This window comes from Paraburkholderia sp. RL17-381-BIF-C (genome assembly GCF_046026435.1).
In the GTDB taxonomy this organism is placed as follows: Bacteria; Pseudomonadota; Gammaproteobacteria; order Burkholderiales; family Burkholderiaceae; genus Paraburkholderia.
In genome coordinates this window covers 1-23,041 of the sequence record NZ_JARESX010000001.1, presented here as the reverse complement: position 1 = coordinate 23,041, position 23,041 = coordinate 1, and the positions used below count along the sequence as shown (strand labels likewise).

Genomic DNA, 23,041 nt, shown 5'->3' with positions numbered 1-23,041 from the left:
GTGAGGCACGGCAATGGTGCGCAGTGGTGTCGGCGCTGCCCCGGCAAGCATGACGCGTACCGTCGTGCTGCACATTAGCGTGCGCGAATGACAGAATTTCGGCGCGGGCGGCAATACGACGCAAGCCGTGCGCCAAGCGAGGCTCCGGCCGACGCTCGTGCGCCTGGCTTGCGCGCGCTGCAAGGCGCGAGTCTAGCGACCGTAATTGACCACGAGCCGAGCACTGCCAAGTGTGGTGGTGCTGATCTCGTGGTCGAACATCAGCGCGGGGCGGCCTTGCGCGAGGCGCAGGTCGGCGCTGCTGAGCGCATAAACGGTGATGATGTAGCGATGCGGTTTGCCGGGCGGCGGACACGGACCGCCGTAGCCGTCGGTATCGAAATCGTTGCGCGCTTCGACCGCGCCCAGTTTGCTGAGGAACCCGGAAGAACTCGCATTCTCCGGCAAGCTGCCGACCGTAGCCGGAATGCCCGCAACTGACCAATGCCACCATCCGCGGCCTGGCGCATCCTGATCGAACATGGTGACCGCGAAGCTGCGCGTGCCGGGCGGAGCGTCGTGCCAGGAAAGTTGTGGCGAGCGGTTGCCGCCTTTGCAGTCGTCCTGATTGAAAACCTGAGCGGCTTCCACGGTGCCGCCCGCCCGGAAGCTGGCGCTAGTCAACGCAAACGCCCCCTCGGCGAAGGCGTATGGCACGTGCGCCACCCATAGCGCGAGCCCGAGCATAGCGCAGGGAAAAAGCGGCGAACGGCGCAACGGTGAAGCATTCGAAACGACCAGGCAACGCGAGTGCATGTGCCGGTTCTCCAGTGAGGGCGCGAGGCGGTAGCGCTCGCGAAAGTTATTGTCCCTATTTTGTGCCCCAAGGTCGGTCCAAGTCTAACATTAGCTCTGCTACGCACCATTGTTGCGCAGTCCGGTGGAATATACGGGCGAGAATCGGCTATAGTCGGAGGAATTGTCCGCGCGAACGCAGGCCGCGTCCTCATCCGTTTACGAAATAGAAAACAAAGGCATGTCAGAAGTTCTGGAGAGTGTTTTATCTGTCGAGGGGAGGGCAATGCAAGATCCTGTCAGGGTCGTGGTCGCTGACGACCACCCGGTTATTCTGTTCGGGGCCGAGCAGGCTTTGCTCAAGTTTCCTGGTCTGCAAGTGGTCGCGCGTGCGCGGCAGTCAACCGAATTGATCAAGGTGCTGCAAACCATGGCTTGCGACGTGCTCGTCACGGATCTGGCCATGCCGGGTGGCCAGTATGGCGACGGCTTGCCGTTGATTGGCTATCTGCGCCGCAATTTCCCCAACCTTCCCATCGTCGTCCTGACGATGCTGGAGAATGCCGCGTTGCTGAAGCGGCTGAGCGAACTCGGCGTCACCTCGGTCGTCAACAAGTCGGACGATCTGAGCCACATTGGGCTCGCGGTGCAGCATGTGAGCCGGAACCTCGAGTACATGAGCCCGTCGGTCAAGGCTTCGTTAGATGCGCTGCGCATGAATGCCGGCGGCAAGAACGACGAAGTCATGCTGTCCAAACGTGAGCTGGAGGTGGTGCGTCTGTTCGTGTCCGGCATGACGATCAAGGAAATCTCCGAGCAACTCAACCGCAGCATCAAGACGATCAGTACACAGAAGAACACCGCCATGCGCAAACTCGGCATTGAGCGGGATTCCGAATTGTTCCAGTACGCGCAGAGCAATGGCTTGCTGAATCTGTCGTCGCATTCGGCGGAAGAGCCCGGTGGAACGTCTTAAGTTCGTTTGCTTTTGCTGAGGCAAAAATAGAAAAAGGGCGCCTGTCGATAAGACAGGCGCCCTTTTTTATTCAATCCGCGTCAGGTGGCGAGGCTTATTGCGGCGTCGAGGTCGCGCCACCGTGTGCAGCAGACCATTCAGCCGGTGCGTGCAGGAATTTCTCCACTTCGTCGAGCGTCTTGGTGTCGAAGTACTTGTTTTCCTTCGCGACGCGCAACACGTCCCACCACGTGGCGAGCGCGTGCAGATCGACGTCGATGTCTTTCAGCACCGACACGCTTTCCTTGAAGATGTTGTAGTGGAACAGCACGAAGCAGTGGTTCACCGTCGCGCCGGCGGTGCGCAGCGCGTTGATGAAGTTGATTTTGCTGCGGCTGTCCGTGGTCAGGTCTTCGACCAGCAGCACGCGTTGACCTTCGGTCAGCAGGCCTTCGATCTGCGCGTTACGGCCGAAACCCTTCGGCTTCTTGCGCACGTATTGCATCGGCACCATCAGGCGATCGGAGAGCCATGCCGCGAACGGGATGCCCGCGGTTTCGCCACCGGCGACGGCGTCGATCTGCTCATAGCCGACGTCGCGCAGAATCGTGGTCTCGGCCATTTCCATCAGGCCGCGGCGCACGCGCGGGTACGAGATCAGCTTGCGGCAGTCGATATAAACCGGGCTCGCCCAGCCGGACGTGAAAATGTACGGTTTCTCCGCGTTGAAGTGCACTGCCTGTACTTCCAGCAGCATCTTGGCGGTCGTGTCGGAGATCGTCTGGCGATCGAAGCCTGTCATGGGCGGATCCTTGGGTGTGAGCGGGGAGAAGCGGGCGCGGAGCCCGGTGGCGCAGCAAGCGAGGTATGCCGCACCATGTTGGGCGGCGCCTTGATAGGCAAATACGCAGCCGGTCAGCGGAGTGCGGGCCGGATTTTGCTACGCGCGCAGGCCGATATTTTACCCGAAATGAGTCCTCCCGAGGAGGCCGTCTCGCCTGCCTGCTGCGGATGACGGCGATAACGGCCGCGCTGCGCCGGCTCGGCGTGCGCTGAAGGGACGCGCCGGCAGGCCCGATCCGCTCGCGCTTTTTGGTTCGCTTGTGAGCCGCCTGGGGCGCCTTTACACTCACGCGAATTTATCGGGTGCTTGCCGCCGTCGCCGCCGCCGTTGCCTATCTGACCTACGGAATGCTTTCAATGAATGTCGCTCCTTCCGCCACCGAGACCCGCGCATCCGCGAGGGAAGGCTACGCCGGCCGTGCGCTGATCGCCTCGGTACTCGGTTACGCGATGGACGGCTTCGATCTGCTGATCCTCGGCTTTATGCTGCCGGTGATCGCCGCCGATCTGCATCTGAACACCGCGCAAGGCGGCTCGCTCGTCACGTGGACGCTGATCGGCGCGGTGGCGGGTGGTGTGATCTTCGGCGTGTTGAGCGACTATTTCGGCCGCGTGCGCATGCTGACATGGACCATCCTGATCTTCGCCGTCTTCACCGGCTTGTGCGCGTTGGCGCAGGGCTACACCGACCTGCTGATCTATCGGACTATCGCCGGGATCGGGCTCGGCGGCGAGTTCGGCATCGGCATGACGCTGGTGGCCGAAGCCTGGCCGGCGTCGCAGCGAGCACGCGTGTCGTCCTATGTCGGGCTGGGATGGCAACTCGGTGTGCTGGCGGCAGCCTTGCTGACGCCGCTGCTGTTGCCGCTGATCGGCTGGCGCGGCATGTTCGCGCTCGGGCTGCTGCCGGCCGTGGTGTCGTTCTTTGTGCGGCGCCGCGTCGAAGAGCCGGCGCTTTTCACGGAGCGCGCGGCGCGCGGCAGGCGCAAGCTGCCGCTGAAACTGCTGGTGACCGATGGCCGCACCACGCGCGCCAGCCTCGGTGTGGCGATTCTCTGTTCGGTGCAGAACTTCGGCTATTACGGTCTGATGATCTGGCTGCCGAGCTATCTGTCGAAAACCTTCGGCTACTCGCTGACCAAATCCGGGCTGTGGACCGCCGTGACGGTTCTGGGCATGGCGTGCGGCATCTGGCTGTTCGGCATCGCCGCCGACCGCTTTGGCCGCAAGCCGACCTTTCTGTTCTACCAGGCGGGTGCGGTGGTAATGGTCTTCGTCTACGCGCACCTGAGCACGCCGGTGGCGCTTCTGATCGGCGGCGCGGCGATGGGCGTGTTCGTCAACGGCATGATCGGCGGTTACGGTGCGTTGATCTCCGAACTCTACCCGACCGATGCGCGAGCCACTGCCCAGAATGTGCTGTTCAATCTCGGCCGTGCGGTAGGCGGTTTCGGGCCGGTGGCCGTGGGCGCTTTGGCCGCGCGCTACTCGTTTGCTGCGGCGCTCGCTCTTCTCGCGTCGATCTATTTGCTCGACATCTTCGCGACGCTTTTCCTGATTCCCGAGCGACGCGGCGCCGAGCTCGAATGAGCGCGAACAGCTCGCGTATGACCTGCGAATGACAAGCGGCCAGAAGTCCGCCGAATGCGGCGCTGCAGCATGGCAGTCCGTTGTTTCGCGGATGGCGAGCAGCGTTAACCACTCAGTCCATCGACGCTTTCGGGGTGTACACTAACCGACCCGCTAAGCACTCCGCACCGTCCCGTCCTCCGGTGAGGTTCAACGCCGCGCCCAACCGGCGCATGCGAAAGCCGCGTCGGTCGATTATCCATTCGATAGATGTAAGCGACGCCAACTGTGCGGTGTGCCGGGCCCGATTATTTACGTCTCGCAGGTCAAAAAATGGACGAACAACTCAAGCAAAGCGCTCTCGCATATCACCAGAACCCGAAACCCGGCAAAATTTCGGTCACGCCCACCAAGCCGCTGTCGAACCAGCTCGACCTGTCGCTCGCGTACTCGCCGGGCGTTGCCGCCGCCTGTATGGCGATCTTCGAGGAGCCGCTCGACGCGCAGAAGTACACCTCGCGCGGCAACCTGGTCGGCGTGATCACGAATGGCACGGCCGTGCTCGGCCTCGGCAACATCGGTCCGCTTGCAGCAAAACCGGTCATGGAAGGCAAGGGTTGCCTTTTCAAGAAGTTCGCCGGCATCGACGTGTTCGACATCGAACTCTCGGAGTCGGATCCGGACAAGCTCGTTGAAGCGATCGCCATGCTCGAGCCCACGCTCGGCGGCATCAACCTCGAAGACATCAAGGCGCCCGAGTGCTTCTACATCGAGAAGAAGCTGCGTGAGCGCATGAAGATTCCGGTCTTCCACGACGATCAGCACGGCACGGCGATCATCGCGTCGGCGGCGATCCTGAACGGATTGAAAGTGGTCGGCAAGAAGCTCGACGAAGTGAAGCTGGTGTGTTCCGGCGCGGGCGCGGCAGCGATCGCGTGTCTGGACCTGCTGGTGAACCTGGGTCTGTCGAAGAAGAACGTTCTCGTGACCGACTCCAAGGGCGTGATCTACGAGGGTCGCGGCAACCTGGATCCGTCGAAGGAACGTTACGCGGCGAACACCGAAGCACGCACGCTCGCCGACGCGATTCGCGGCGCCGACGTGTTCCTCGGCTGCTCGAGCGCAGGCGTGCTGAAGCCGGAGATGGTCGCCGAAATGGGCACCCAGCCGCTGATTCTCGCGCTGGCGAATCCGGAGCCGGAAATCCGCCCGGAAGACGCGAAGAAGGTTCGTCCGGACTGCATCATCGCGACCGGCCGTTCGGACTACCCGAACCAGGTCAACAACGTGCTGTGCTTCCCGTTCATCTTCCGCGGCGCGCTGGATGTCGGCGCCACCACGATCACGGAAGAAATGAAGCTCGCCTGCGTGCGCGCGATCGCCGAACTGGCCGAAGAAACCGATCAGGGCGATGAAGTCGCAAAGGCGTACGAAGGCCACTCGCTGGAATTCGGTCCCGAATATCTGATTCCGAAGCCGTTCGATCCGCGCCTGATCATCAAGATCGCGCCGGCTGTCGCGCAAGCGGCAATGGATTCGGGCGTTGCGACCCGTCCGATCAAGAACATGGACGCGTATCGCGAAGAACTCGGCACGACCGTGTATCGCACGGGCATGGTGATGCGCCCGGTGTTCGCCGCGGCGAAGTCGGAACCGGCGCGCATCGTGTTCGCCGAAGGTGAAGACGAGCGCGTGCTGCGTGCCGCGCAGTTCGTGTTGCTGGAAAAGATCGCCAAGCCGATTCTGGTCGGCCGTCCGTCGGTGATCGAGATGCGTCTGAAGAAGATGGGCTCGAAGTTGAAGTGCGGCGAAGACTTCGAAGTGGTCGATCCGGAAGACGATCCGCGCTATCAGCAATCGTGGCAGGCTTATCACGAACTCGGCGCGCGCGAAGGCGTGACACCGGACGTGGCGAAGGCCGCCATGCGCAAGTTCAACACGCTGATCGGCGCGATCCTCGTGCGTCTCGGCGAGGCCGACGGCATGATCTGCGGCATGATCGGCCAGTACCACACGCACCTGAAGTTCATCGAGCAAGTGCTGGGCAAGGCGGAAAACGTTCAGAACTTCGCGGCGATGAACCTGCTGATGCTGCCGGGCCGGAATCTGTTCATCTGCGATACGTACGTGAACGAGACACCGACCGCCGAGCAACTCGCCGACATGACGCTGCTGGCAGCGGGTGAGATCGAGAAGTTCGGCATCACGCCCAAGGTCGCCTTGCTGTCGAACTCGAACTTCGGCAGCGCGCCGTCTTCGTCGTCGCAACGCATGGCGGCGGCTCGCAAGCTGATTGTTGAACGCGCCCCGACGCTCGAGATCGACGGCGAGATGCACGGCGACGCGGCGTTGTCGGAAGCGGTGCGCAAGGCCGCATTCCCAGGCACGACGCTGAGCGGCGAAGCCAACCTGCTGATCATGCCGAACGTGGAAGCGGCGAACATCACGTACAACCTGTTGAAGATGATCGGCGGTGAAGGCGTGACGGTCGGTCCGTTCCTGCTGGGCGCGGAGAAGCCGGTGCACATTCTGACGCCGGCGGCGACCGTGCGCCGGATCATCAACATGACGGCGGTGGCGTCGGCCAACGCGCGTAAGCCGGTGAACGCGAAGTAATGCGCATGCTTTGAGGATCGAAACGGCGCCTCGTCGAGGCGCTCGCGACGAACCTGCGAAAACGCCACGGAAGTTGATTCCGTGGCGTTTTTTTCGTGCGCGTGCACATGCATGCGTATCCACAGCAGCGCTGTCGTCCCAAACATTCTTACTGTGTTTTCGCGCGTTTGGGAATGCTCCTATTCGATTGCCAGCGACTCGTTTGTAAAGTGACTTCTGAAGCACAGCACATCACGACAACCGCGGAACAGTCGGCGGGTCAGTCCTCGCTGTCGTCGTGTGCCGCGCTTCGTCTTGTAAATGTTCGTTGTGTAGCAGGAAGTAGCAGTACCGCCCGGTCTCGCGCACATGCATGACGTGTCGAAGCTGGAAACAAAAAAAGGCGACTGTCCGCGAGGACAGCCGCCTTTCTCATTTGAGCCCGACGAGTCGGCTCAGGTGAACACGATCACGCTGCGTGTTGCGTTGTTCCGGTCGCCGGCGAGCGCCACCGCGCCAGCAACTCGTTCCATTTGACGCGCACGCCCTTCAGGTTGTTCTCCTTCACGTGGCCATAACCGCGGATGCCGTCCGGCAGATTCGCCAGCTCTATGGCCAGCTCGCGCTTCTGCACAGTCAGGCCGCCAATCAGTTCCCGCACCAGCGCCTCGTACTCGGTGATCAACGCCCGCTCGGTGCGTCGCTCTTCTGTCTTGCCGAACACATCGAACGCCGTGCCGCGCAGGAACTTGAACCGGGCCAGCACATGCATCGCGCTGAAGACCCAAGGACCGTACTTCTTCTTCACCAGATGGCCCTTGGCATCCTTTTTCGAGAACGTCGGCGGCGCGAGGTGAATGTGGAGCTTCCAGTCGCCTTCGAAATTCGCCTTCAGCTTTTCGATGAACGCCGGATCGCTGTACAGACGGGCGACTTCGTACTCGTCCTTGTAGGCCATCAGCTTGTGCAGATTCTTCGCGACCGCCTCGGTGAGCGGCAACTGGCCGTCGCTCGAATCGAGCGCCGACTCCGCCGCGCGCACTTGCGACACCAACCCGCGATAACGGTCGGCATACGCGCTGTTCTGCCACGCCGCCAGGTACTCGGCGCGTTTGTCGATCAGCGTGTCGAGCGCCTTCGGCGTGTGCAGCGAGATGATCTTGCTGCTCATCGCTTCCGCTGCGGCGCCGCGCCCTTGCGATTGCGCGAGCTTGCGCACCGCGGCCAGATCGTGCGCTGCACGGCGGCCCCATTCGAACGCTGCCCGGTTCTTTTCGATCTGGACGTTGTTCAGCTCGATGGCACGCATCAGCGACTGATAGGTGAGCGGCACCCAGCCGCGTTGCCACGCGTAGCCGAGCACGAACGGATTCGTGTAGATCGCGTCGCCGAGCAGAGCGACGGCGAAGTGATTCGCGTCGACCGTATCGACACCGTCGTCACCCGCGCCGGCCCGCACGTCGGCTTCCGTGCTGCTGCCCGGGAAGCGCCAATTCGGGTTCTTGATCAGCTCGGCGGTCGGCGTATGCGCGGTATTCAACACGACGCGCGTGCGGCCTGCCTGCATGCGCGACACGCACTCGTCGCTGGCGGTGACGATCGCATCGCAACCGATCACGAGACTGGCTTCACCCATGGCGATACGCGTCGCGTGAATGTCGGCTGGGTTTTTCGCAATCTGCACGTGGCTCATCACGGCGCCGCCTTTCTGCGCAAGGCCGGTGACGTCGAGCACCGTGACACCCTTGTTTTCGAGGTGCGCGGCCATGCCGAGCAGCGCGCCGATCGTCACGACACCCGTGCCGCCGACACCCGTCACCAGCACACCGTAAGGACGTTCCATGGAGGGCAGTTCGGGTTCCGGCACCGGCGGCATTGCGTCGCCGACAATACCGGAGGCGGCCTTGGGCTTGCGCAACTGACCGCCTTCAACCGAGACGAAGCTCGGGCAGAAGCCGTTCACGCACGAAAAGTCCTTGTTGCAGGTCGACTGATTGATCTGGCGCTTCATACCGTACTCGGTATCGAGCGGCTCGACCGACAGGCAGTTGGACTTCACCGAGCAATCGCCGCAGCCTTCACACACGGCCTCGTTGATCACGACGCGGCGCGCCGGATCCGGATAAGTGCCGCGTTTCCTGCGGCGGCGCTTCTCTGTCGCGCAGGTCTGGTCGTAGATCAGGATCGTCGTGCCGGCCACTTCACGCAGTTGGCGCTGCACCTCGTCGAGTTTGTCGCGATGATGCACGTCGATACCCGGCGCAAGGCCGACGTTCGCCGAGTACTTCTCCGGCTCATCGGTGACGATCACGATTTTCGTCGCGCCTTCTGCGGCGAGCTGGTGGGTGATCTGCGGCACGGTCAGCACGCCGTCGACCGGCTGGCCTCCCGTCATGGCGACCGCGTCGTTATAGAGAATCTTGTAGGTGATGTTCACCTTCGACGCGATCGCCGCGCGAATGGCCAATAGTCCGGAGTGGAAGTAGGTGCCGTCGCCGAGATTGGCGAATACGTGCTTGTCGTTGCTGAACGGCGCCTGGCCGATCCACGCGACGCCTTCGCCGCCCATCTGGCTGAAGGTGCTGGTGTTGCGGTCCATCCAGACCGTCATGTAGTGGCAGCCGATACCGGCCATCGCGCGCGAGCCTTCCGGCACGTTGGTCGACGTATTGTGCGGGCAACCCGAGCAGAACCACGGCTTGCGTTCGGCTTCGACGCGCGGGCGTGCCAGCGCCTTTTCCTTCGCTTCGATCACTGCGATGCGCGTGGCGATGCGAGCGCGCACGTCGGACGGCAGGTCGAATTTGTCGAGCCGGGTGGCGATGGCCTTCGCGATGATCGCAGGCGAGAGTTCGTAATGCGCCGGCAGCAGCCAGTTGCCCATCGGCACCGACCATTCGCCGCCCGCGCCGTCCTTTTCGTCGAACTTGCCGAACACGCGCGGGCGCTGTGCGTCGGGCCAGTTGTATAGCTCTTCCTTGATCGCGTATTCGAGAATCTGGCGCTTTTCTTCGACCACCAGAATTTCATCGAGGCCGCGCGCGAACGCCTGCGCGCCTTGCGCTTCGAGCGGCCAGACGCAGCCGACCTTATATAGGCGGATGCCGATGCGCGAACACGTTTCGTCGTCGAGACCGAGGTCGGTCAGCGCCTGACGCACGTCGAGATAGGCTTTGCCGCCGGTCATGATGCCAAAGCGCGCATGCGGCGAATCGATTTCAACGCGGTCGAGCTTGTTGGCGCGCACATAGGCGAGCGCCGCGTACCACTTGTAGTCGAGCAGACGCGCTTCCTGCACCAGCGGCGGATCCGGCCAGCGGATATTCAGGCCGCCCTCGGGCATCGCAAAGTCTTCCGGCAGGACGATCTTCGTGCGGTGCGGATCGATATCGACCGAAGCGGACGATTCGACCACATCGGTCACGCACTTCATCGCGACCCACAAGCCGGAGTAGCGGCTCATCGCCCAGCCGTGCAGGCCGAAGTCGAGATATTCCTGCACGTTCGAGGGGAACAGAACCGGCAGGCCGCACGCCTTGAAAATGTGTTCGGACTGGTGTGCCAGCGTGGAGGATTTGGCCGCATGATCGTCGCCGGCGAGGACCAGAACGCCGCCGTGTTGCGCCGAGCCGGCCGAGTTGCCGTGCTTGAAGACGTCGCCGGAACGGTCGACACCCGGGCCTTTGCCGTACCACATCGAGAACACGCCATCGTATTTGGCGCTCGGGTACAGATTGACCTGCTGCGAACCCCAGACGGAGGTCGCCGCGAGGTCTTCATTGACGCCTGGCTGAAATACGACCTGATGCGCAGCGAGATGCTGTTTCGCCTTCCACAGGGATTGGTCGAGCCCGCCCAGCGGCGATCCGCGGTAACCGGAGATGAAGCCGGCAGTATTGAGCCCGGCGGCCCGGTCGCGTTCCTGCTGCAGCATCGGCAGACGCACCAGCGCCTGGATGCCGCTCATGTATGCGCGGCCGCGTTCGAGGGTGTATTTGTCGTCGAGCGTGACGGAAGACAACGCGGCTTCGAGCGAGGCTCGCTGACCTGCGTCTAGCGGGGCATTCATTATGTGTACTCCTCCAACCAGTTTGGGATCACCAAAACTTTTTTTGAGCCCCGGCATCTTGTGAATGCGGAGGGCCGGGGCCGCCATATTGACGTGTTTTAAGTGATGGTAGCACTGGTGAAAACCCGCCGCAGGTCCTTCGCAAATGCCGCGTCCCGGCGATCTTGACTGGGTCTTGCGACGTTTTGCGAGCGATGCCACCAGTGCTTGCGCAAATGGCTGTAACAAGCTGTAAAAACTACAAATTTGCGGAACCGTAGTTGAAATTGCTGTCTAACACCCCACCTGCGAGCAATGTCAGCGCAACGCTCCGCATTCTGCGGAGCTTCACGACAGCAGGGCAGTTAGAAAAGGAGTACGCATGAACACGAGAAACATTCAGACCTTCCTGATGGTTTCGGCCGCATTTTTCGCCATGAGCGCACCGGTGCGCTCGAACTCGGGCAGCGCAGGAGCGCTGTCGAACGCAATCACGCGCACGGCGCAGGTCGCGCCCGCACGCATCGCCATGGGTAGCGTCACGCGATCCACCAAGGCCGACGGGCAAGACCAGAATTCGTGATACGCCGCTCATGCGGCGTGTCGCTTAAATAACCGGCCGCTGTTCCATCAAGCCACGCAGGGTCCGCTTGAGACAACGGCTTCAATGAAAAGGGCGAGGATCGTGAGATCCTCGCCCTTTTCATTTGCTATCAATCCGTTCCTGCGCAGCCAGTGGCGTCAGGCCTTGTCTTGCACTACGCCACGGCGAATCTGATCCAGTTCGATCGACTCGAATAGCGCCTTGAAGTTGCCTTCGCCAAAGCCCTGATTGCCCTTGCGCTGAATGATCTCGAAGAAAATCGGTCCGATCTGGTTTTCCGTGAAGATCTGCAACAGCAAATCGTCGGGCGCGCCGTCGATCAGAATCTTGCGTTTGCGCAGTTCGTCGAGTGGCTCGCCGTGATTCGGCACGCGGCGATCGACCAGTTCATAGTACGTGTCGATGGTATCGAGCAGCGAGATGTTCGCGGCGCGCAAGCCGTCCACCGTACGGTAGATGTCGTTGCTGCCCAAGGCAATGTGCTGAATGCCTTCGCCGTGATACGCGTCGAGATATTCCTGAATCTGCCCGGCGGTGTCCGAGCCTTCCTCATTGATCGGGATACGGATCTTGCCGCACGGCGAGGTCATCGCCTTCGACTTCACGCCCGTCACTTTGCCTTCAATGTCGAAATAGCGCACCTCGCGGAAATTGAACAGGCGCTCGTAGAATTCCGCCCACTCCTGCATGCGGCCGCGATGCACGTTGTGCGTCAGGTGGTCGATGTAGGTCAGGCCATGGCCGACCGGGTTCGGGTTCGCACCGGGAATGGGCTCGAAGTCGACATCGTAAATGTCGATGTTGCCCACGCTGTTCGGTTCGGCGCCGTTCTTGCCGCGCCAGCGGTCGACGAAATAGATCAGCGAGTCGCCGATACCTTTGATCGCCGGGATATTCAGCTCCATCGGGCCGGTTTTATTGTCGAAGCCCCAGGCGCCTTTTTCCAGCGCCTGCTGGTACGCCTTGGCGGCGTCCTGAACCCGGAAAGCGATTGCGCAGATCGACGGGCCGTGCAGACGCGCGAAGCGTTGCGCGAACGAATCCGGCTCCCCGTTGACGATGAAGTTGATTTCCCCCTGGCGATACAGCGTCACGTCTTTATGGCGATGCCGCGCGATGGCGGTGAAGCCCATCTGTTCGAACAGTTTGCCCAGCGCTTTCGGATCCGGTGCGGTGTATTCGATGAACTCGAAACCGTCGGTGCCGAGCGGATTTTCCCAAGTTGCAACCTGCATTGTCTGTCTCCTGATATGCACCGGCGCGCGGCGCGAGCGGGGATGCGCGGTTAAACGCGACCGAATGGCGCAAGTGTAAAGGCCTGACTGCGGCGAAAACTTGCGAACTTAATCGTGTCTCGATACGCTTGCGCTAGTTTCTAGCTCAATAACGTGAAAGGACGGCAGAAAATGGCCAGCATGGAGATAGACGCCATCGACAGACGGATTCTGGCAATTCTTCAGGAGAACGGCCGGCTGTCGAATCAGGAGATCGCCGAGCGCGTGAATCTGTCGCCGAGCCCGTGTCTGCGGCGTATCCGTCGGCTGGAAGAGAACGGTGTGATCCGCGGCTATGTCGCGTTGCTCGATGCGCAGCGGCTCGGGCTCGACTTGCTCGCGTACGTCAATGTGCGGTTGGAAAAGCGCGGTGGTTCGGCGCTCAGTCCGCGCGGCGACGCTACGCACGCCGATCTGTTTCGCGCGGCCGTTCAGGCGTGGCCCGAAGTCGTCGCCTGCCATGCGATGACCGGCGACATGGACTATCTGCTGCGTGTCCAGGTGGAGGACATGGCGCACTTTTCACGCTTCGTGCAGGACCAGTTGCTGCACCATCCGTCGGTGATCGACGTGAAAACGAGCTTCTCGCTCGAAACGATCAAGGAGACGACAGCACTGCCGATTTTGTGAGTACGACAGGACACGACGCGGCGGCGCGTGCGCGGGTGACGGCAAACAAAAAGGGCGGCCAGAAGGTCGCCCTTTGTTATTCCGACGCGTGAGGCTATCAGGCTGCGGCTGCAACCGCCGCAGGCATGAGCGTTTCGAACAGCTTGGACGCGTGACGCGCCTGGCGCTTCAGCGCGTAGTCGAATACCGCAGCCTGCTCTTGCAGCATTTCGGCGATGATGCTCGATTGGTCCGCCGGCGGCAGCGTCAGGTAGGCATCTGCCTCGCCGTACGAGTATTCGATCTTCATGCCGGCCTTCTTCGCGATGTGCATCATGGTCGAATTGCGCGACAGGCAGTGCATGTAAAGCGTGGTGACGTGTGTATTGCGGCTGCGAATGGCGGCGCGCTCAAAGAGCTTCGAGCCGATACCCTGGCCACGAACGCTTTCCAGCACGGACACGCCAAACTCGGCCGTACGCTTGTCGCCTTCAGCCGGCAGATAGGCGAGGTGGCCGACGCCGGTCAATTGCAACTGGTTGTTGAAGACGCCGAAAACGGTGTCGCGCGTGAAGTCGATCGCGCGGACATAGTTCTCGATGACGTGGTCCGGCACGATCTGGCCGAAGCGCAGCAGACGGTCGTCTTCGTCGAGCGCGAGGAAGTGGGTCAGCAGGCGCTCGCGGTCGACGGCGGTGAGTTCGCGGACCAGAGCTGGTGCACGACCGGCGGGCTGCGTCAAACGATCGTGCGCGACGATCGGCTCAGCGGCGCGGGGTGTAATCAAGTTCATGGTCGGGTTCTCCTTTTAATCGAACGGCGTGGTGCACTGCAAAAGCGATTTTAGCCGAAATGCATGCCGATCACTAGGGAAAACCCGTATCTAAATTTGAATGGAGTGCCTAAAAAGTTTGCGCCCTATTTATATGTAATTGATTTTTATAGGTAAATAAATTGGATGAACGGTCGGGGTCAGATACTACCCGACGGCGACTTGAGCCCATTGTTTCGTATGAATATTGTTGCGGTGCGCAATCAGGCAGGATTCGAGCTCAATCCGTGGTCCACCATGCCGACCACCTGCTCGGCGAATTCGCGGTAACCGAGGCGGCCGTCCGGCTTTAGCCACGTGAACGTCCAATTGATCATGCCGAACACCATCATGGTGAGCGCGGTCTGGTTTTCGCGCGTGGCGCGCTCCGGGTAGGCACGCGCCAACTGCCGCGCGAACGCCGCAACCACGTCGCGCTGGCGGTTCAATATCACTTCGCGCTGCGTGTCGACCAGATACTTCACATCGTTCAGCAACGCGACGTGCCGGCTATGGGATGTCTCGTATTCCGACAGAAACGCCCGAATCAGCTCGGCGAAGGTTTCCCGCTCTGACAACCCACGCCGTTGGCTTGCGCCTTCCACCTCGGCGATGATCAGCATGAGCCGCTTGGTGTAACGGTCCAGCAGATCGAACAGAATGGCTTCCTTGCTCGCGTAGTAATGGTAGAGCCGTGCTTTCGAGGTGCCGCTCGCGGCCGCTAGGTCGGCCATCGAGGTGCTGGGGTAGCTGGTTTGCGCGAATTTGGCCGCGGCGAGTTCGAGAATCTGTTCGCGTTGGGTTTCGTGGTCGGGGGCGCGGGTGCGGGCCATAATCGTTGGTTCTATTAGTGTGGACAGGGGGCGAACGCCGCGCACAATTCCAGCGTGCGCCATGCGTTTGCGTCGCCGCGCAGCTTGATGCGCCGGGTCGCGGCCAATTCGCGGATGCGCCACAGCGCAATGCTGTCGCTGACCAGAAATCCGAATTCGGCGCTCATCAATTCGGCGGCGACGCGCGCGGCGGGCTGCCAGTTTTCCGTGACGTGCTCGAGGATGAACGCATCCAGTTCCGCGAAGCTGCCGCTCGTGAACGTGTTGTCGCGCCAGCGCCGCGTTTCGCCGTTCGCGTGTTTGACTTCCTGCCATTCGAGCGCGAGCCGGCTGATGCGCAGCACGGAAATCGGCGCGGCATCGGGCAGTCGTTCTTGCAGCACCGCTGGCGCGAACATGCCGACAGAGGTCGCGCGGTCTTTGCGGCTGTGCGCCCACGCGCCCGGATCGGTGAGGTCGCGAATCGACAGACGCACCTCGTTCAAACGCTGCGGGCTGTTGCGCAAGTGATAACAGACGCGCCGCAGCATCAATTGATCCGACGCGCTGTCGCCGTGCCAGACCACCACATTCGCGTCATCGCGCGCGACATTCTCCAGCGCCGCGGCCTGCTCGCGGAATTCCCGAAGGAAATCGCGCCGGGTGTCCGCGCTCACGCGCTCCCAGAAGTCCGCGCGCACGTCGGGTCCGTCGTCGACACCACGCAGCGGGCCGACCGCGAGATCGTCTCGGAGCGCGTGCACGCGTTCATCGCGGCCCGCATCCCGCAAGGCGGTGCGCAGTGACTCGGCGGCGACGTCGCCGTTGGTGAGGTGGATCGTGCTCATCGGCAGTGGCGTAGGGCAGTTAACGACATTAGGGGCCGCTCATCGGCCGGAACGGGAGTCCGGTCGCGAGCGGCCCCTAGTGTAAGCGGATCGCGGAACTGCTCAAAGCGCGGCTCAACGTTCGTCGTAGCTCACCACCACGCGGTCGCTGACCGGATGGCATTGGCACGTGAGCACGAAACCATCACGGATTTCATGTTCTTCGAGCGTGTAGTTCTTTTCCATTTTCACTTCGCCTTCCACCACCTTCGCGCGGCAGGTGCAGCAGACGCCGCCCTTGCAAGCATAAGGCAGCGCGAGGCCGGCGCGTAGGCCGACGTCGAGCACGCTCACGCCCTGATACGGCAGGCGCAGCTTGCGGCGTTTCCCGTCGAGCACGATTTCGAGGTCGGCGGCCGGCGTGTCTTCGGTAATTTCGACCGGCGGCACGCCCGCTTGCGGCAGCGGCGAACCGAAGCGCTCCACGTGCACCTTGTCCGACGGCACACCGGCGGCTTTCAGCGCGGCCTCGGCGGCGTCCATCATCGGCGCGGGGCCGCAGATGAAGGCTTCGTCGATCGCGTCGGCCGACAGCAGATTCTCAATGAAGGCCGCGCACTTTTCCTGGTCCAGCACGCCGTTGAACAGCTCGACGTCCTGCAGGTCGTCGGACAGCACGTGATAGAGCACGAAGCGGTTCATGAAGCGGTTCTTCAGGTCTTCGAGTTCTTCCGCGAACATGATCTGATCGACGCTGCGGTTGCCGTACACGAGCGTGAAGGTGCTGCGCGGTTCGATTTCGAGCGTCGTCTTGATGATGGCCAGCACCGGCGTGATGCCCGAGCCGCCCGAGAAGGCCAGATACTGTTGGCCCTGATCGGCGTTCAGATGGGTGAAGAAACGGCCGTCCGGCGTCATCACGTCGATCGTGTGGCCGGGCTGCAGGGTGTCGAAGGCGAAGTTCGAGAACCGCCCGCCACGCACGCGCTTGATGCCGATACGCAGTTCGCCGTCGCGGTCGTAATCGGTGACGCCGACGCAGATCGAATACGAACGGCGTGTTTCCTCACCGTCGATGTGCGTCTTCAACGTAACGAACTGGCCTTGCGTAAAGCGATACTGTTCACGCAGTTCAGCGGGGACTTCGAAGGCGACCGAGACCGAGTCGGCGGTTTCGGGCCGCACTTCGCGGATTCGCAGCGGATGAAATTGCGGGGTGGCCATATCAGTATGGTTTGAAGTAGTCGAAGGGTTCGCGGCAGTCGAGGCAGCGGTACAAGGCTTTGCAGGCGGTCGAGCCGAATTGCGCGAGACGCTCGGTATGCGCCGAGCCGCACCGTGGGCACGACGGCGCGGGCAGCGCCCGTGGCACGAAGCGCATCACTTTTTCCTGCGCGGGCGCGGCCGAACCGCAATTGCCCGTGGGCGGCGCGATGCCATAGGCGCGCAGTTTTTCGCGCGCGTCGGCGGTCATCCAGTCGGTGGTCCACGCCGGCGCGAGCACGGTGGCGATCCGATACGGCTTGAGTTCCGCCACGTCGAGCGCATGTGCGACGTCCTCGGCAATCTGCGACATTGCCGGGCAACCGGAATAGGTCGGCGTGATCACGACTTCGAGCGTGCCGTCGGCGGCGCGCCGCACGTCGCGCAGAATGCCGAGCTCGCGAATCGACACCACCGGAATCTCCGGATCGGGCACCGTTTCGAGCACGGCCCACGCGCGTTCGAGCGCGGCATCAGTCATGCCGGTCGTATCGGTCGGGCCAAAGGCGGTCGAAGTCGTCATGGTCGGTTTACCAGGTGGCGCCAGGGTGCTGACGCGCAAGGCTCTGCATTTCGGCGAGCACGAAACCCATGTGCTCGGAATGCTCGCCGTGCTTGCCGGTGGTGATGTGCTTCACCGGTTCGGGCAGCTTCAAGGTGGCTTCGTCGAGCGTGGCGCGCACGTCGTCGAGCCACGCTGCTTCGAGGTCCGAGGTCAACGGACCGATACCGGCTGCAGCGACTGTCTCCTCCACCGCATCCGCACTGAAGAATTCGCGGGTGTAAGGCAACAGATAGTCCAGCGCGGCTTGCGCGCGGCGATGCGACTCCTCGGTGCCGTCGCCGAAACGGATCAGCCATTCGCGTGCGTGATGCACGTGATAGCTGGTTTCCTTGATCGACTTCGACGCGATCGCCGCCAGTTGCTCGTCGGAGGACGCCGTGAGCGCCGTCCAGAGATGAGCCATCAGCGTCGAGTAGAGGAAATTGCGCACGATAGTGACCGCGTAATCCTTCTCGGCCTTCGCGGTAGCCGACAGTGGCCCGACGTGCGGCAGCTCGGCGAGCGTGTAGTTGGCGAACTCGCGCTCGGCACGAAAGTAAGCGTAGTCGTCTTCCGTGCGGCTCTTGCCGGTGAGCTGCTGCTCAAGCGAGGCGGCGTGCGTGTAGAGCAGGCGCGCCTGGCCGATCAGGTCGAGGCTCATGTTCGACAGCGCGATGTCCTCTTCGAGGATCGGGCCGTGGCCGCTCCATTCGGTATTGCGCTGACCGAGGATCAGCGCGTTATCCGCGAGGCGCAGCACGTATTGGAGATGTTGAGGCGTGATGTCCATGGCCGCGCTTACATGTGGTTGACTTCGTCGGGGAGCGTGTAGAACGTCGGGTGGCGGTAAATCTTGTCGCCAGCCGGTTCGAACAGCTCCGCCTTGTCTTCCGGCGCGGACGCCGTGATCGCCGAAGACGGCACCACCCAGATGCTCACGCCTTCCTGGCGGCGCGTGTAGACGTCGCGCGCCATGCGCAGCGCCATCGGCGCGTCGGCGGCGTGCAGGCTGCCGCAGTGCTTGTGGTCGAGTCCCTGCTTGCTACGCACGAAGACTTCCCAAATCGGCCATTCCTTGTTCATTGCAGATCTCCTGATTCGTTCTCTGGCGTGCCGCGCGGTTCAGGCGGCGTGCTGTTGTGCGCGCTGGCGCTGCTTGTCGGCGTGGGCGAGGGCGGCTTCACGGACCCAGGCGCCGTCGTCGTGGGCTTTGACGCGGGTAGCGAGACGCTCGCGATTGCACGGGCCGTCGCCATTCACCACACGCCAGAATTCTTCCCAGTCGATGTCGCCGTAGTCGTAATGCCCGCGCGCTTCGTTCCACTTCAGGTCCGGGTCGGGCAACGTGACGCCGAGCACCTTGGCCTGGTCGACCGTGGCGTCGACGAATTTCTGACGCAGATCGTCGTTCGAAATGCGCTTGATGCCCCATTTCGACGACTGGCTGCTGTGAACCGAATCCTTGTCGCTCGGGCCGAACATCATCAGCACCGGCCACCACCAACGATTCACGGCCTGCTGGACCAGCTCACGTTGGGCTTCGGTGCCGGACATCATCGCCATGAGCGCGTCGAAACCCTGGCGCTGGTGAAACGACTCTTCCTTGCAGATGCGGATCATGGCGCGCGCATACGGGCCATACGTGCAACGGCACAGCGGAATCTGGTTCATGATCGCGGCGCCGTCCACCAGCCAGCCGATCACGCCCACGTCCGCCCATGTGGGCGTCGGATAATTGAAGATGCTCGAATATTTGGCTTTGCCCGAGTGCAGCGCGGCGATCAACTGGTCGCGCGACACGCCCAAGGTTTCCGCCGCGCTATATAGATAGAGGCCGTGGCCGGCCTCGTCCTGCACCTTGGCGAGCAGAATCGCCTTGCGCTTCAGGCTCGGCGCGCGCGTGATCCAGTTGCCTTCCGGCAGCATGCCGACGATTTCCGAATGCGCGTGCTGCGAGATTTGCCGTACCAGCGTTTTGCGATAGGCCTCCGGCATCCAGTCCTGAGCTTCGATCTTGCCGTCGGCGGCCATGATCGCGTCGAATTGCGCCTGCTCAGGCGAGTTCGCGCCCGCATCGAGCGGAGCGACATTGCCGGGAATATCCAGGGATTGCGTGTACATGGGGACGCTCTCTGCGGAAAGTTGTCTGTGTGCGCACAGTATAAGCCAACCGACCGGTCGGTTAATAAATTTTTTGAGATGGGTCGGTCGGGTCAATAGGGGTGAGGCGGTTTCGCCTTCAGGCGTTTCGTCGGCGCCGATGCCCCGCGCCGACGCTAAACCTATAAAATTGCGAATTGGCCGCAATTTGCGGCCTTCCCGCATCCCCCGGTACTCATGTTACGTCTAAGCGAAATCAAACTCCCGCTCGATCATCCCGAGAGCGCCCTCGAAGCCGCCGTGCGCGCGCGCCTCGCGGAACTCGGCGTGGCCGCGGACGGGCTCATCCGATACACCGTGTTTCGCCGCGCGCACGACGCCCGCAAGCGCGCCGACATCAAGCTCACGTATATCGTCGACGTCGAGGTCACGGATGAAGCGGCCGCGCTCAAGCGGTTAGCCGACGTGCCTCACTGCGGCGTGACGCCCGATATGACCTACAAGTTTGTCGCTAAAGCGCCCGCGCAGATGACCGCGCCGCGCCCGGTGGTGATCGGCATGGGGCCGTGCGGGCTGTTCGCGGGGTTGATCCTCGCGCAAATGGGCTTCCGCCCGATCATCCTCGAGCGCGGCAAGGCCGTGCGCGAGCGCACCAAAGACACGTTCGGCCTGTGGCGCAAGTCCGTGCTCAACCCCGAGTCGAATGTGCAGTTTGGCGAAGGCGGCGCGGGCACCTTCTCGGACGGCAAGCTGTACAGCCAGATCAAGGATCCGAAGCACTACGGCCGCAAGGTGCTCGACGAATTCGTGCGGGCCGGCGCGCCGGAAGACATTCTGTATCTGAGCCGGCCGCATATCGGCACGTTCCGGCTGGTGAGCATGGTCGAAAAAATGCGCGCGACCATTCACGAGCTGGGCGGCGAGGTGCGTTTCGAAACCCGCGTCGATGATATCGAGATCGATCAGGGCAAAGTGCGCGGGCTGAAGCTGTCGACCGGTGAAACGCTGCGCTGCGATCATGTGGTGCTGGCGGTCGGCCATAGCGCGCGCGACACCTTCCAGATGCTGAGCGATCGCGGCGTCTATATCGAGGCGAAGCCGTTTTCACTCGGTTTTCGCATCGAACACCCGCAGGGTTTGATCGATCGCAGCCGTTTCGGCAAGTTTGCCGGCCACAAGCAGCTCGGCGCCGCCGACTATAAGGTGGTGCATCACTGCAGCAATGGCCGAGCCGTCTACAGTTTCTGCATGTGTCCCGGTGGCACCGTGGTGGCGGCGACGTCCGAGCCGGGCCGCGTCGTGACCAACGGCATGAGCCAGTACTCGCGGGCGGAGCGCAATGCCAACGCGGGGATCGTGGTCGGCATCACGCCGGACGATTATCCGGGCGGGCCGCTCGCCGGCATCGCTTTCCAGCGCAAATGGGAAGAGCGGGCGTTTGAGCTCGGCGGCGGCAACTATATGGCGCCGGGCCAGCTCGTCGGCGACTTCATTGCCGGCCGGCCGTCCACCTCGCTGGGTTCGGTGGTGCCTTCGTACAAGCCAGGCGTGCACCCGACCGACCTGAGCACCGCGCTTCCGGATTACGTGATCGAGGCCATTCGCGAAGCGTTGCCGCAGATGGACAAGAAGATCGCCGGCTTTGCGATGCACGACGCGGTGCTGACCGGTGTCGAGACGAGAACGTCGTCGCCGATTCGTGTGCGGCGCCGGGGCGACTATCAGAGCATGAACGTCGAAGGTCTGTATCCGGCTGGTGAAGGAGCGGGCTACGCCGGTGGGATCTACTCGGCGGCGATCGACGGGATCGAAGTTGCTGAAGCGCTCGCGCTGAAGATGAGCGGTATGCAAGCGGCCTGAGTCAAGCGGGAGCGAAACGCCGTCGCGCCCACCCGCGACGGCTGCGGCGATCGGGCACAATGCACGTTTTGCCTCGAACCGACCTCCCGAATGAGCTTTCGCACCCTGGCTGCCGCATGCGGCGCGGCACTGTTTGTCCAATTTGCCGGGTCCCCGGCTGTTTTCGCCGCCGACGCCCCGGCACATTGGGTCACCGCTTGGGCGACCGCGCTGCAACCCATTCCACAGCGCGCGGACTTGCCGCCGCTCTATCGCGCACCGGAAGTCGCCGGGCGCACGGTTCGTCAGATCGTCTATCCGACCCTTTCTGGAAGGTCGGCGCGAATCCACCTTAGCAACCGGTACGGCAAGACTCCGCTCGTCATCGAAGATCTGCGCATCGCACGCTCGGCGGGCGGCGCGGCGACGGCTGGGACCGGCGACACGCGCGTGACGTTCGGTGGCAAGAGCACGGTCTCGATTCCGCCCGGCGGCGAGCTGGACAGCGACCCGGTCGCGATCGATATCGCTGAAGGTTCGCCCTACGCGGTCAGCGCCTTCTTGGGGCCGGAGCAGCGGATCGTGGCGTGGCATCGCGTATCGAACCAGGTGAATTACGTTTCCGCGCCGGGCAATCATGCGGCGGACGCGTCTGCGCAAGCGTTTCGCGGTCGATTTACGCAATATGTGTGGGTGACGGGGTTGGCGGTCGACGCGGCGCCTGCATCTGCCGCTGTTGCCGCCATCGGCGACTCGATTACGGACGGCATGCGCTCCAGCCTGAACCAGAATCGACGTTGGCCCGACGCGCTGGCTCGCCGTTTTGAGGCTACCGGCGACCGTTCGACCGCGATCGTCAATCTGGGCATCAGCGGCAACCGCCTGCTGAGCGACTCTCCATGCTATGGCGACGCTCTGGCGAAGCGCTTCGAGCATGACGTGCTTGGGCGCCCGGGCGTCAAGACGGCGATTCTGCTGATCGGCATCAATGACATCAATTTCGCGGCGATGCCGCCGCATGGCGGTCTCGACTGCGACTTCCCGCATACCTCGGTGACGGCTGCGGACCTGATCGCCGGATATCAGCGCTTGATCGCCTCGGCTCGGCACACCGGTGTGAAGGTCTTCGGCGCGACGTTGACGCCGGCATCCTTGCCGCCGCAGCGAGAAAGCATCCGGCTTGCCGTCAACCAATGGATTCGGAGCAGTCACGCCTTCGACGGCGTGGTGGACTTCGACGTTGCGCTGCGCGATCCGGCGCAGCCGGATCGCCTGCAGCGTGGCTTTGATAGTGGGGACCACATCCATCCGAGTGACGCCGGCTATGCAGCAATGGCCGACGCCATTCCCTTGGACGCGGTAGTGAAATCGACTCGCAACTGAGACGCCAAAAAAGAATTCGGTCAAACCCTTGTCATATGGCCGATGTTCGCCTAAGATTCGCCTCCTCGTTTGCGAACGAGGGCCGCGGCAGAAACCAGCGGCCGTAGCGTCAACAAGGTTTTAAGCGAAAGCGAAAAAATGTTGTTGACGAAACGAAAAAGAGCCTTCATAATCTCGTTTCTCTGCTGCTG

The 23,041-nt window shown here is 62.4% G+C and carries 19 protein-coding genes; 7 read left to right on the top strand and 12 right to left on the bottom strand.

The genetic code is table 11. The features are described 5' to 3' along the window. Positions 1 to 192: 192 nt before the first annotated feature. Entirely contained in the window at positions 193 to 795 is a 603-nt protein-coding gene (locus P0D70_RS00095) for a YbhB/YbcL family Raf kinase inhibitor-like protein (RefSeq protein WP_408181348.1), read from the bottom strand. A 265-nt stretch (positions 796 to 1,060) separates the two neighbouring features. On the opposite strand from P0D70_RS00095, the gene P0D70_RS00090 reads away from it, so the two are divergent. After that, positions 1,061 to 1,750 (top strand): response regulator, encoded by a 690-nt coding sequence (locus tag P0D70_RS00090; RefSeq protein WP_091798289.1) that lies wholly within the window; start codon positions 1,061 to 1,063, stop codon positions 1,748 to 1,750. Between the two features lie 94 nt (positions 1,751 to 1,844). On the opposite strand, the gene P0D70_RS00085 is transcribed toward P0D70_RS00090, so the two are convergent. Beyond that, a complete protein-coding gene (locus P0D70_RS00085) occupies positions 1,845 to 2,531 on the bottom strand; it encodes an orotate phosphoribosyltransferase (RefSeq protein ID WP_007179868.1) in 687 nt (228 codons plus the stop codon). A 398-nt stretch (positions 2,532 to 2,929) separates the two neighbouring features. Between P0D70_RS00085 and P0D70_RS00080 the strand changes: the two genes are divergently transcribed. Together P0D70_RS00080 and P0D70_RS00075 are read left to right on the top strand one after the other, a co-directional pair. Then, positions 2,930 to 4,162: an MFS transporter gene (locus P0D70_RS00080; RefSeq protein WP_408181344.1), complete on the top strand. Its 1,233-nt coding sequence runs from the start codon at positions 2,930 to 2,932 to the stop codon at positions 4,160 to 4,162. A gap of 312 nt (positions 4,163 to 4,474) precedes the next feature. Continuing rightward, complete coding sequence (locus P0D70_RS00075) at positions 4,475 to 6,757, top strand: NADP-dependent malic enzyme (RefSeq protein ID WP_408181341.1); 2,283 nt, start codon at positions 4,475 to 4,477, stop codon at positions 6,755 to 6,757. Between the two features lie 448 nt (positions 6,758 to 7,205). Here the strand turns inward: P0D70_RS00075 and P0D70_RS00070 are convergent, their stop codons facing one another. Beyond that, on the bottom strand, positions 7,206 to 10,805 hold the full coding sequence (locus tag P0D70_RS00070) for an indolepyruvate ferredoxin oxidoreductase family protein (RefSeq protein WP_408181339.1): 3,600 nt from the start codon (positions 10,803 to 10,805) through the stop codon (positions 7,206 to 7,208). A gap of 361 nt (positions 10,806 to 11,166) precedes the next feature. On the opposite strand from P0D70_RS00070, the gene P0D70_RS00065 reads away from it, so the two are divergent. Beyond that, complete coding sequence (locus P0D70_RS00065) at positions 11,167 to 11,367, top strand: hypothetical protein (RefSeq protein ID WP_408181337.1); 201 nt, start codon at positions 11,167 to 11,169, stop codon at positions 11,365 to 11,367. 158 nt (positions 11,368 to 11,525) lie between these two features. On the opposite strand, the gene hppD is transcribed toward P0D70_RS00065, so the two are convergent. After that, a complete protein-coding gene (gene hppD / locus P0D70_RS00060) occupies positions 11,526 to 12,623 on the bottom strand; it encodes a 4-hydroxyphenylpyruvate dioxygenase (protein WP_091798299.1) in 1,098 nt (365 codons plus the stop codon). 171 nt (positions 12,624 to 12,794) lie between these two features. Between hppD and P0D70_RS00055 the strand changes: the two genes are divergently transcribed. Beyond that, a complete protein-coding gene (locus P0D70_RS00055) occupies positions 12,795 to 13,292 on the top strand; it encodes an Lrp/AsnC family transcriptional regulator (RefSeq protein ID WP_408181335.1) in 498 nt (165 codons plus the stop codon). A gap of 97 nt (positions 13,293 to 13,389) precedes the next feature. On the opposite strand, the gene P0D70_RS00050 is transcribed toward P0D70_RS00055, so the two are convergent. From P0D70_RS00050 to paaA, 8 genes are all read right to left on the bottom strand, one after another. Beyond that, complete coding sequence (locus P0D70_RS00050) at positions 13,390 to 14,064, bottom strand: GNAT family N-acetyltransferase (RefSeq protein ID WP_091798304.1); 675 nt, start codon at positions 14,062 to 14,064, stop codon at positions 13,390 to 13,392. A gap of 242 nt (positions 14,065 to 14,306) precedes the next feature. Beyond that, complete coding sequence (locus tag P0D70_RS00045) at positions 14,307 to 14,915, bottom strand: TetR/AcrR family transcriptional regulator (RefSeq protein WP_091798306.1); 609 nt, start codon at positions 14,913 to 14,915, stop codon at positions 14,307 to 14,309. Between the two features lie 14 nt (positions 14,916 to 14,929). Beyond that, positions 14,930 to 15,742 carry a DUF1835 domain-containing protein gene (locus tag P0D70_RS00040; RefSeq protein WP_091798309.1) on the bottom strand — a complete coding sequence of 271 codons (813 nt, stop codon included), beginning with the start codon at positions 15,740 to 15,742 and terminating at the stop codon, positions 14,930 to 14,932. Between the two features lie 114 nt (positions 15,743 to 15,856). Then, entirely contained in the window at positions 15,857 to 16,945 is a 1,089-nt protein-coding gene (paaE, locus tag P0D70_RS00035; RefSeq protein ID WP_408181331.1) for a 1,2-phenylacetyl-CoA epoxidase subunit PaaE, read from the bottom strand. 1 nt (position 16,946) lies between these two features. Further along, positions 16,947 to 17,507, bottom strand: coding sequence for a 1,2-phenylacetyl-CoA epoxidase subunit PaaD (gene paaD / locus P0D70_RS00030; protein WP_091798313.1), 561 nt, complete (start codon positions 17,505 to 17,507; stop codon positions 16,947 to 16,949). A 7-nt stretch (positions 17,508 to 17,514) separates the two neighbouring features. Further along, the gene (gene paaC / locus P0D70_RS00025) at positions 17,515 to 18,318 is read right to left on the bottom strand and encodes a 1,2-phenylacetyl-CoA epoxidase subunit PaaC (RefSeq protein WP_408181328.1); all 804 of its coding nucleotides are present in this window, start codon (positions 18,316 to 18,318) and stop codon (positions 17,515 to 17,517) included. Positions 18,319 to 18,326: 8 nt separating this feature from the next. Continuing rightward, positions 18,327 to 18,611 (bottom strand): 1,2-phenylacetyl-CoA epoxidase subunit PaaB, encoded by a 285-nt coding sequence (paaB, locus tag P0D70_RS00020; RefSeq protein WP_007179854.1) that lies wholly within the window; start codon positions 18,609 to 18,611, stop codon positions 18,327 to 18,329. A 39-nt stretch (positions 18,612 to 18,650) separates the two neighbouring features. After that, a complete protein-coding gene (gene paaA, locus P0D70_RS00015) occupies positions 18,651 to 19,649 on the bottom strand; it encodes a 1,2-phenylacetyl-CoA epoxidase subunit PaaA (RefSeq protein ID WP_408181326.1) in 999 nt (332 codons plus the stop codon). A 216-nt stretch (positions 19,650 to 19,865) separates the two neighbouring features. Between paaA and P0D70_RS00010 the strand changes: the two genes are divergently transcribed. Together P0D70_RS00010 and P0D70_RS00005 are read left to right on the top strand one after the other, a co-directional pair. Then, the gene (locus tag P0D70_RS00010; RefSeq protein WP_408181324.1) at positions 19,866 to 21,488 is read left to right on the top strand and encodes an NAD(P)/FAD-dependent oxidoreductase; all 1,623 of its coding nucleotides are present in this window, start codon (positions 19,866 to 19,868) and stop codon (positions 21,486 to 21,488) included. Between the two features lie 90 nt (positions 21,489 to 21,578). Continuing rightward, positions 21,579 to 22,850: an SGNH/GDSL hydrolase family protein gene (locus P0D70_RS00005; protein WP_408181322.1), complete on the top strand. Its 1,272-nt coding sequence runs from the start codon at positions 21,579 to 21,581 to the stop codon at positions 22,848 to 22,850. Positions 22,851 to 23,041: the final 191 nt, after the last annotated feature.

Bases quoted from the DNA above. Each gene is read 5' to 3' on its own strand.
- paaE (WP_408181331.1), bottom strand. From the start codon at position 16,945: ATGGCCACCCCGCAATTTCATCCGCTGCGAATCCGCGAAGTGCGGCCC.
- paaB (WP_007179854.1), bottom strand. From the start codon at position 18,611: ATGAACAAGGAATGGCCGATTTGGGAAGTCTTCGTGCGTAGCAAGCAG.
- P0D70_RS00080 (WP_408181344.1), top strand. From the start codon at position 2,930: ATGAATGTCGCTCCTTCCGCCACCGAGACCCGCGCATCCGCGAGGGAA.
- P0D70_RS00055 (WP_408181335.1), top strand. From the start codon at position 12,795: ATGGCCAGCATGGAGATAGACGCCATCGACAGACGGATTCTGGCAATT.
- P0D70_RS00070 (WP_408181339.1), bottom strand. From the start codon at position 10,805: ATGAATGCCCCGCTAGACGCAGGTCAGCGAGCCTCGCTCGAAGCCGCG.
- P0D70_RS00090 (WP_091798289.1), top strand. From the start codon at position 1,061: ATGCAAGATCCTGTCAGGGTCGTGGTCGCTGACGACCACCCGGTTATT.
- paaD (WP_091798313.1), bottom strand. From the start codon at position 17,507: ATGACGACTTCGACCGCCTTTGGCCCGACCGATACGACCGGCATGACT.
- P0D70_RS00075 (WP_408181341.1), top strand. From the start codon at position 4,475: ATGGACGAACAACTCAAGCAAAGCGCTCTCGCATATCACCAGAACCCG.
- P0D70_RS00085 (WP_007179868.1), bottom strand. From the start codon at position 2,531: ATGACAGGCTTCGATCGCCAGACGATCTCCGACACGACCGCCAAGATG.
- P0D70_RS00050 (WP_091798304.1), bottom strand. From the start codon at position 14,064: ATGAACTTGATTACACCCCGCGCCGCTGAGCCGATCGTCGCGCACGAT.
- P0D70_RS00065 (WP_408181337.1), top strand. From the start codon at position 11,167: ATGAACACGAGAAACATTCAGACCTTCCTGATGGTTTCGGCCGCATTT.
- paaC (WP_408181328.1), bottom strand. From the start codon at position 18,318: ATGGACATCACGCCTCAACATCTCCAATACGTGCTGCGCCTCGCGGAT.
- P0D70_RS00095 (WP_408181348.1), bottom strand. From the start codon at position 795: ATGCACTCGCGTTGCCTGGTCGTTTCGAATGCTTCACCGTTGCGCCGT.
- paaA (WP_408181326.1), bottom strand. From the start codon at position 19,649: ATGTACACGCAATCCCTGGATATTCCCGGCAATGTCGCTCCGCTCGAT.
- P0D70_RS00010 (WP_408181324.1), top strand. From the start codon at position 19,866: ATGTTACGTCTAAGCGAAATCAAACTCCCGCTCGATCATCCCGAGAGC.
- hppD (WP_091798299.1), bottom strand. From the start codon at position 12,623: ATGCAGGTTGCAACTTGGGAAAATCCGCTCGGCACCGACGGTTTCGAG.
- P0D70_RS00005 (WP_408181322.1), top strand. From the start codon at position 21,579: ATGAGCTTTCGCACCCTGGCTGCCGCATGCGGCGCGGCACTGTTTGTC.
- P0D70_RS00040 (WP_091798309.1), bottom strand. From the start codon at position 15,742: ATGAGCACGATCCACCTCACCAACGGCGACGTCGCCGCCGAGTCACTG.
- P0D70_RS00045 (WP_091798306.1), bottom strand. From the start codon at position 14,915: ATGGCCCGCACCCGCGCCCCCGACCACGAAACCCAACGCGAACAGATT.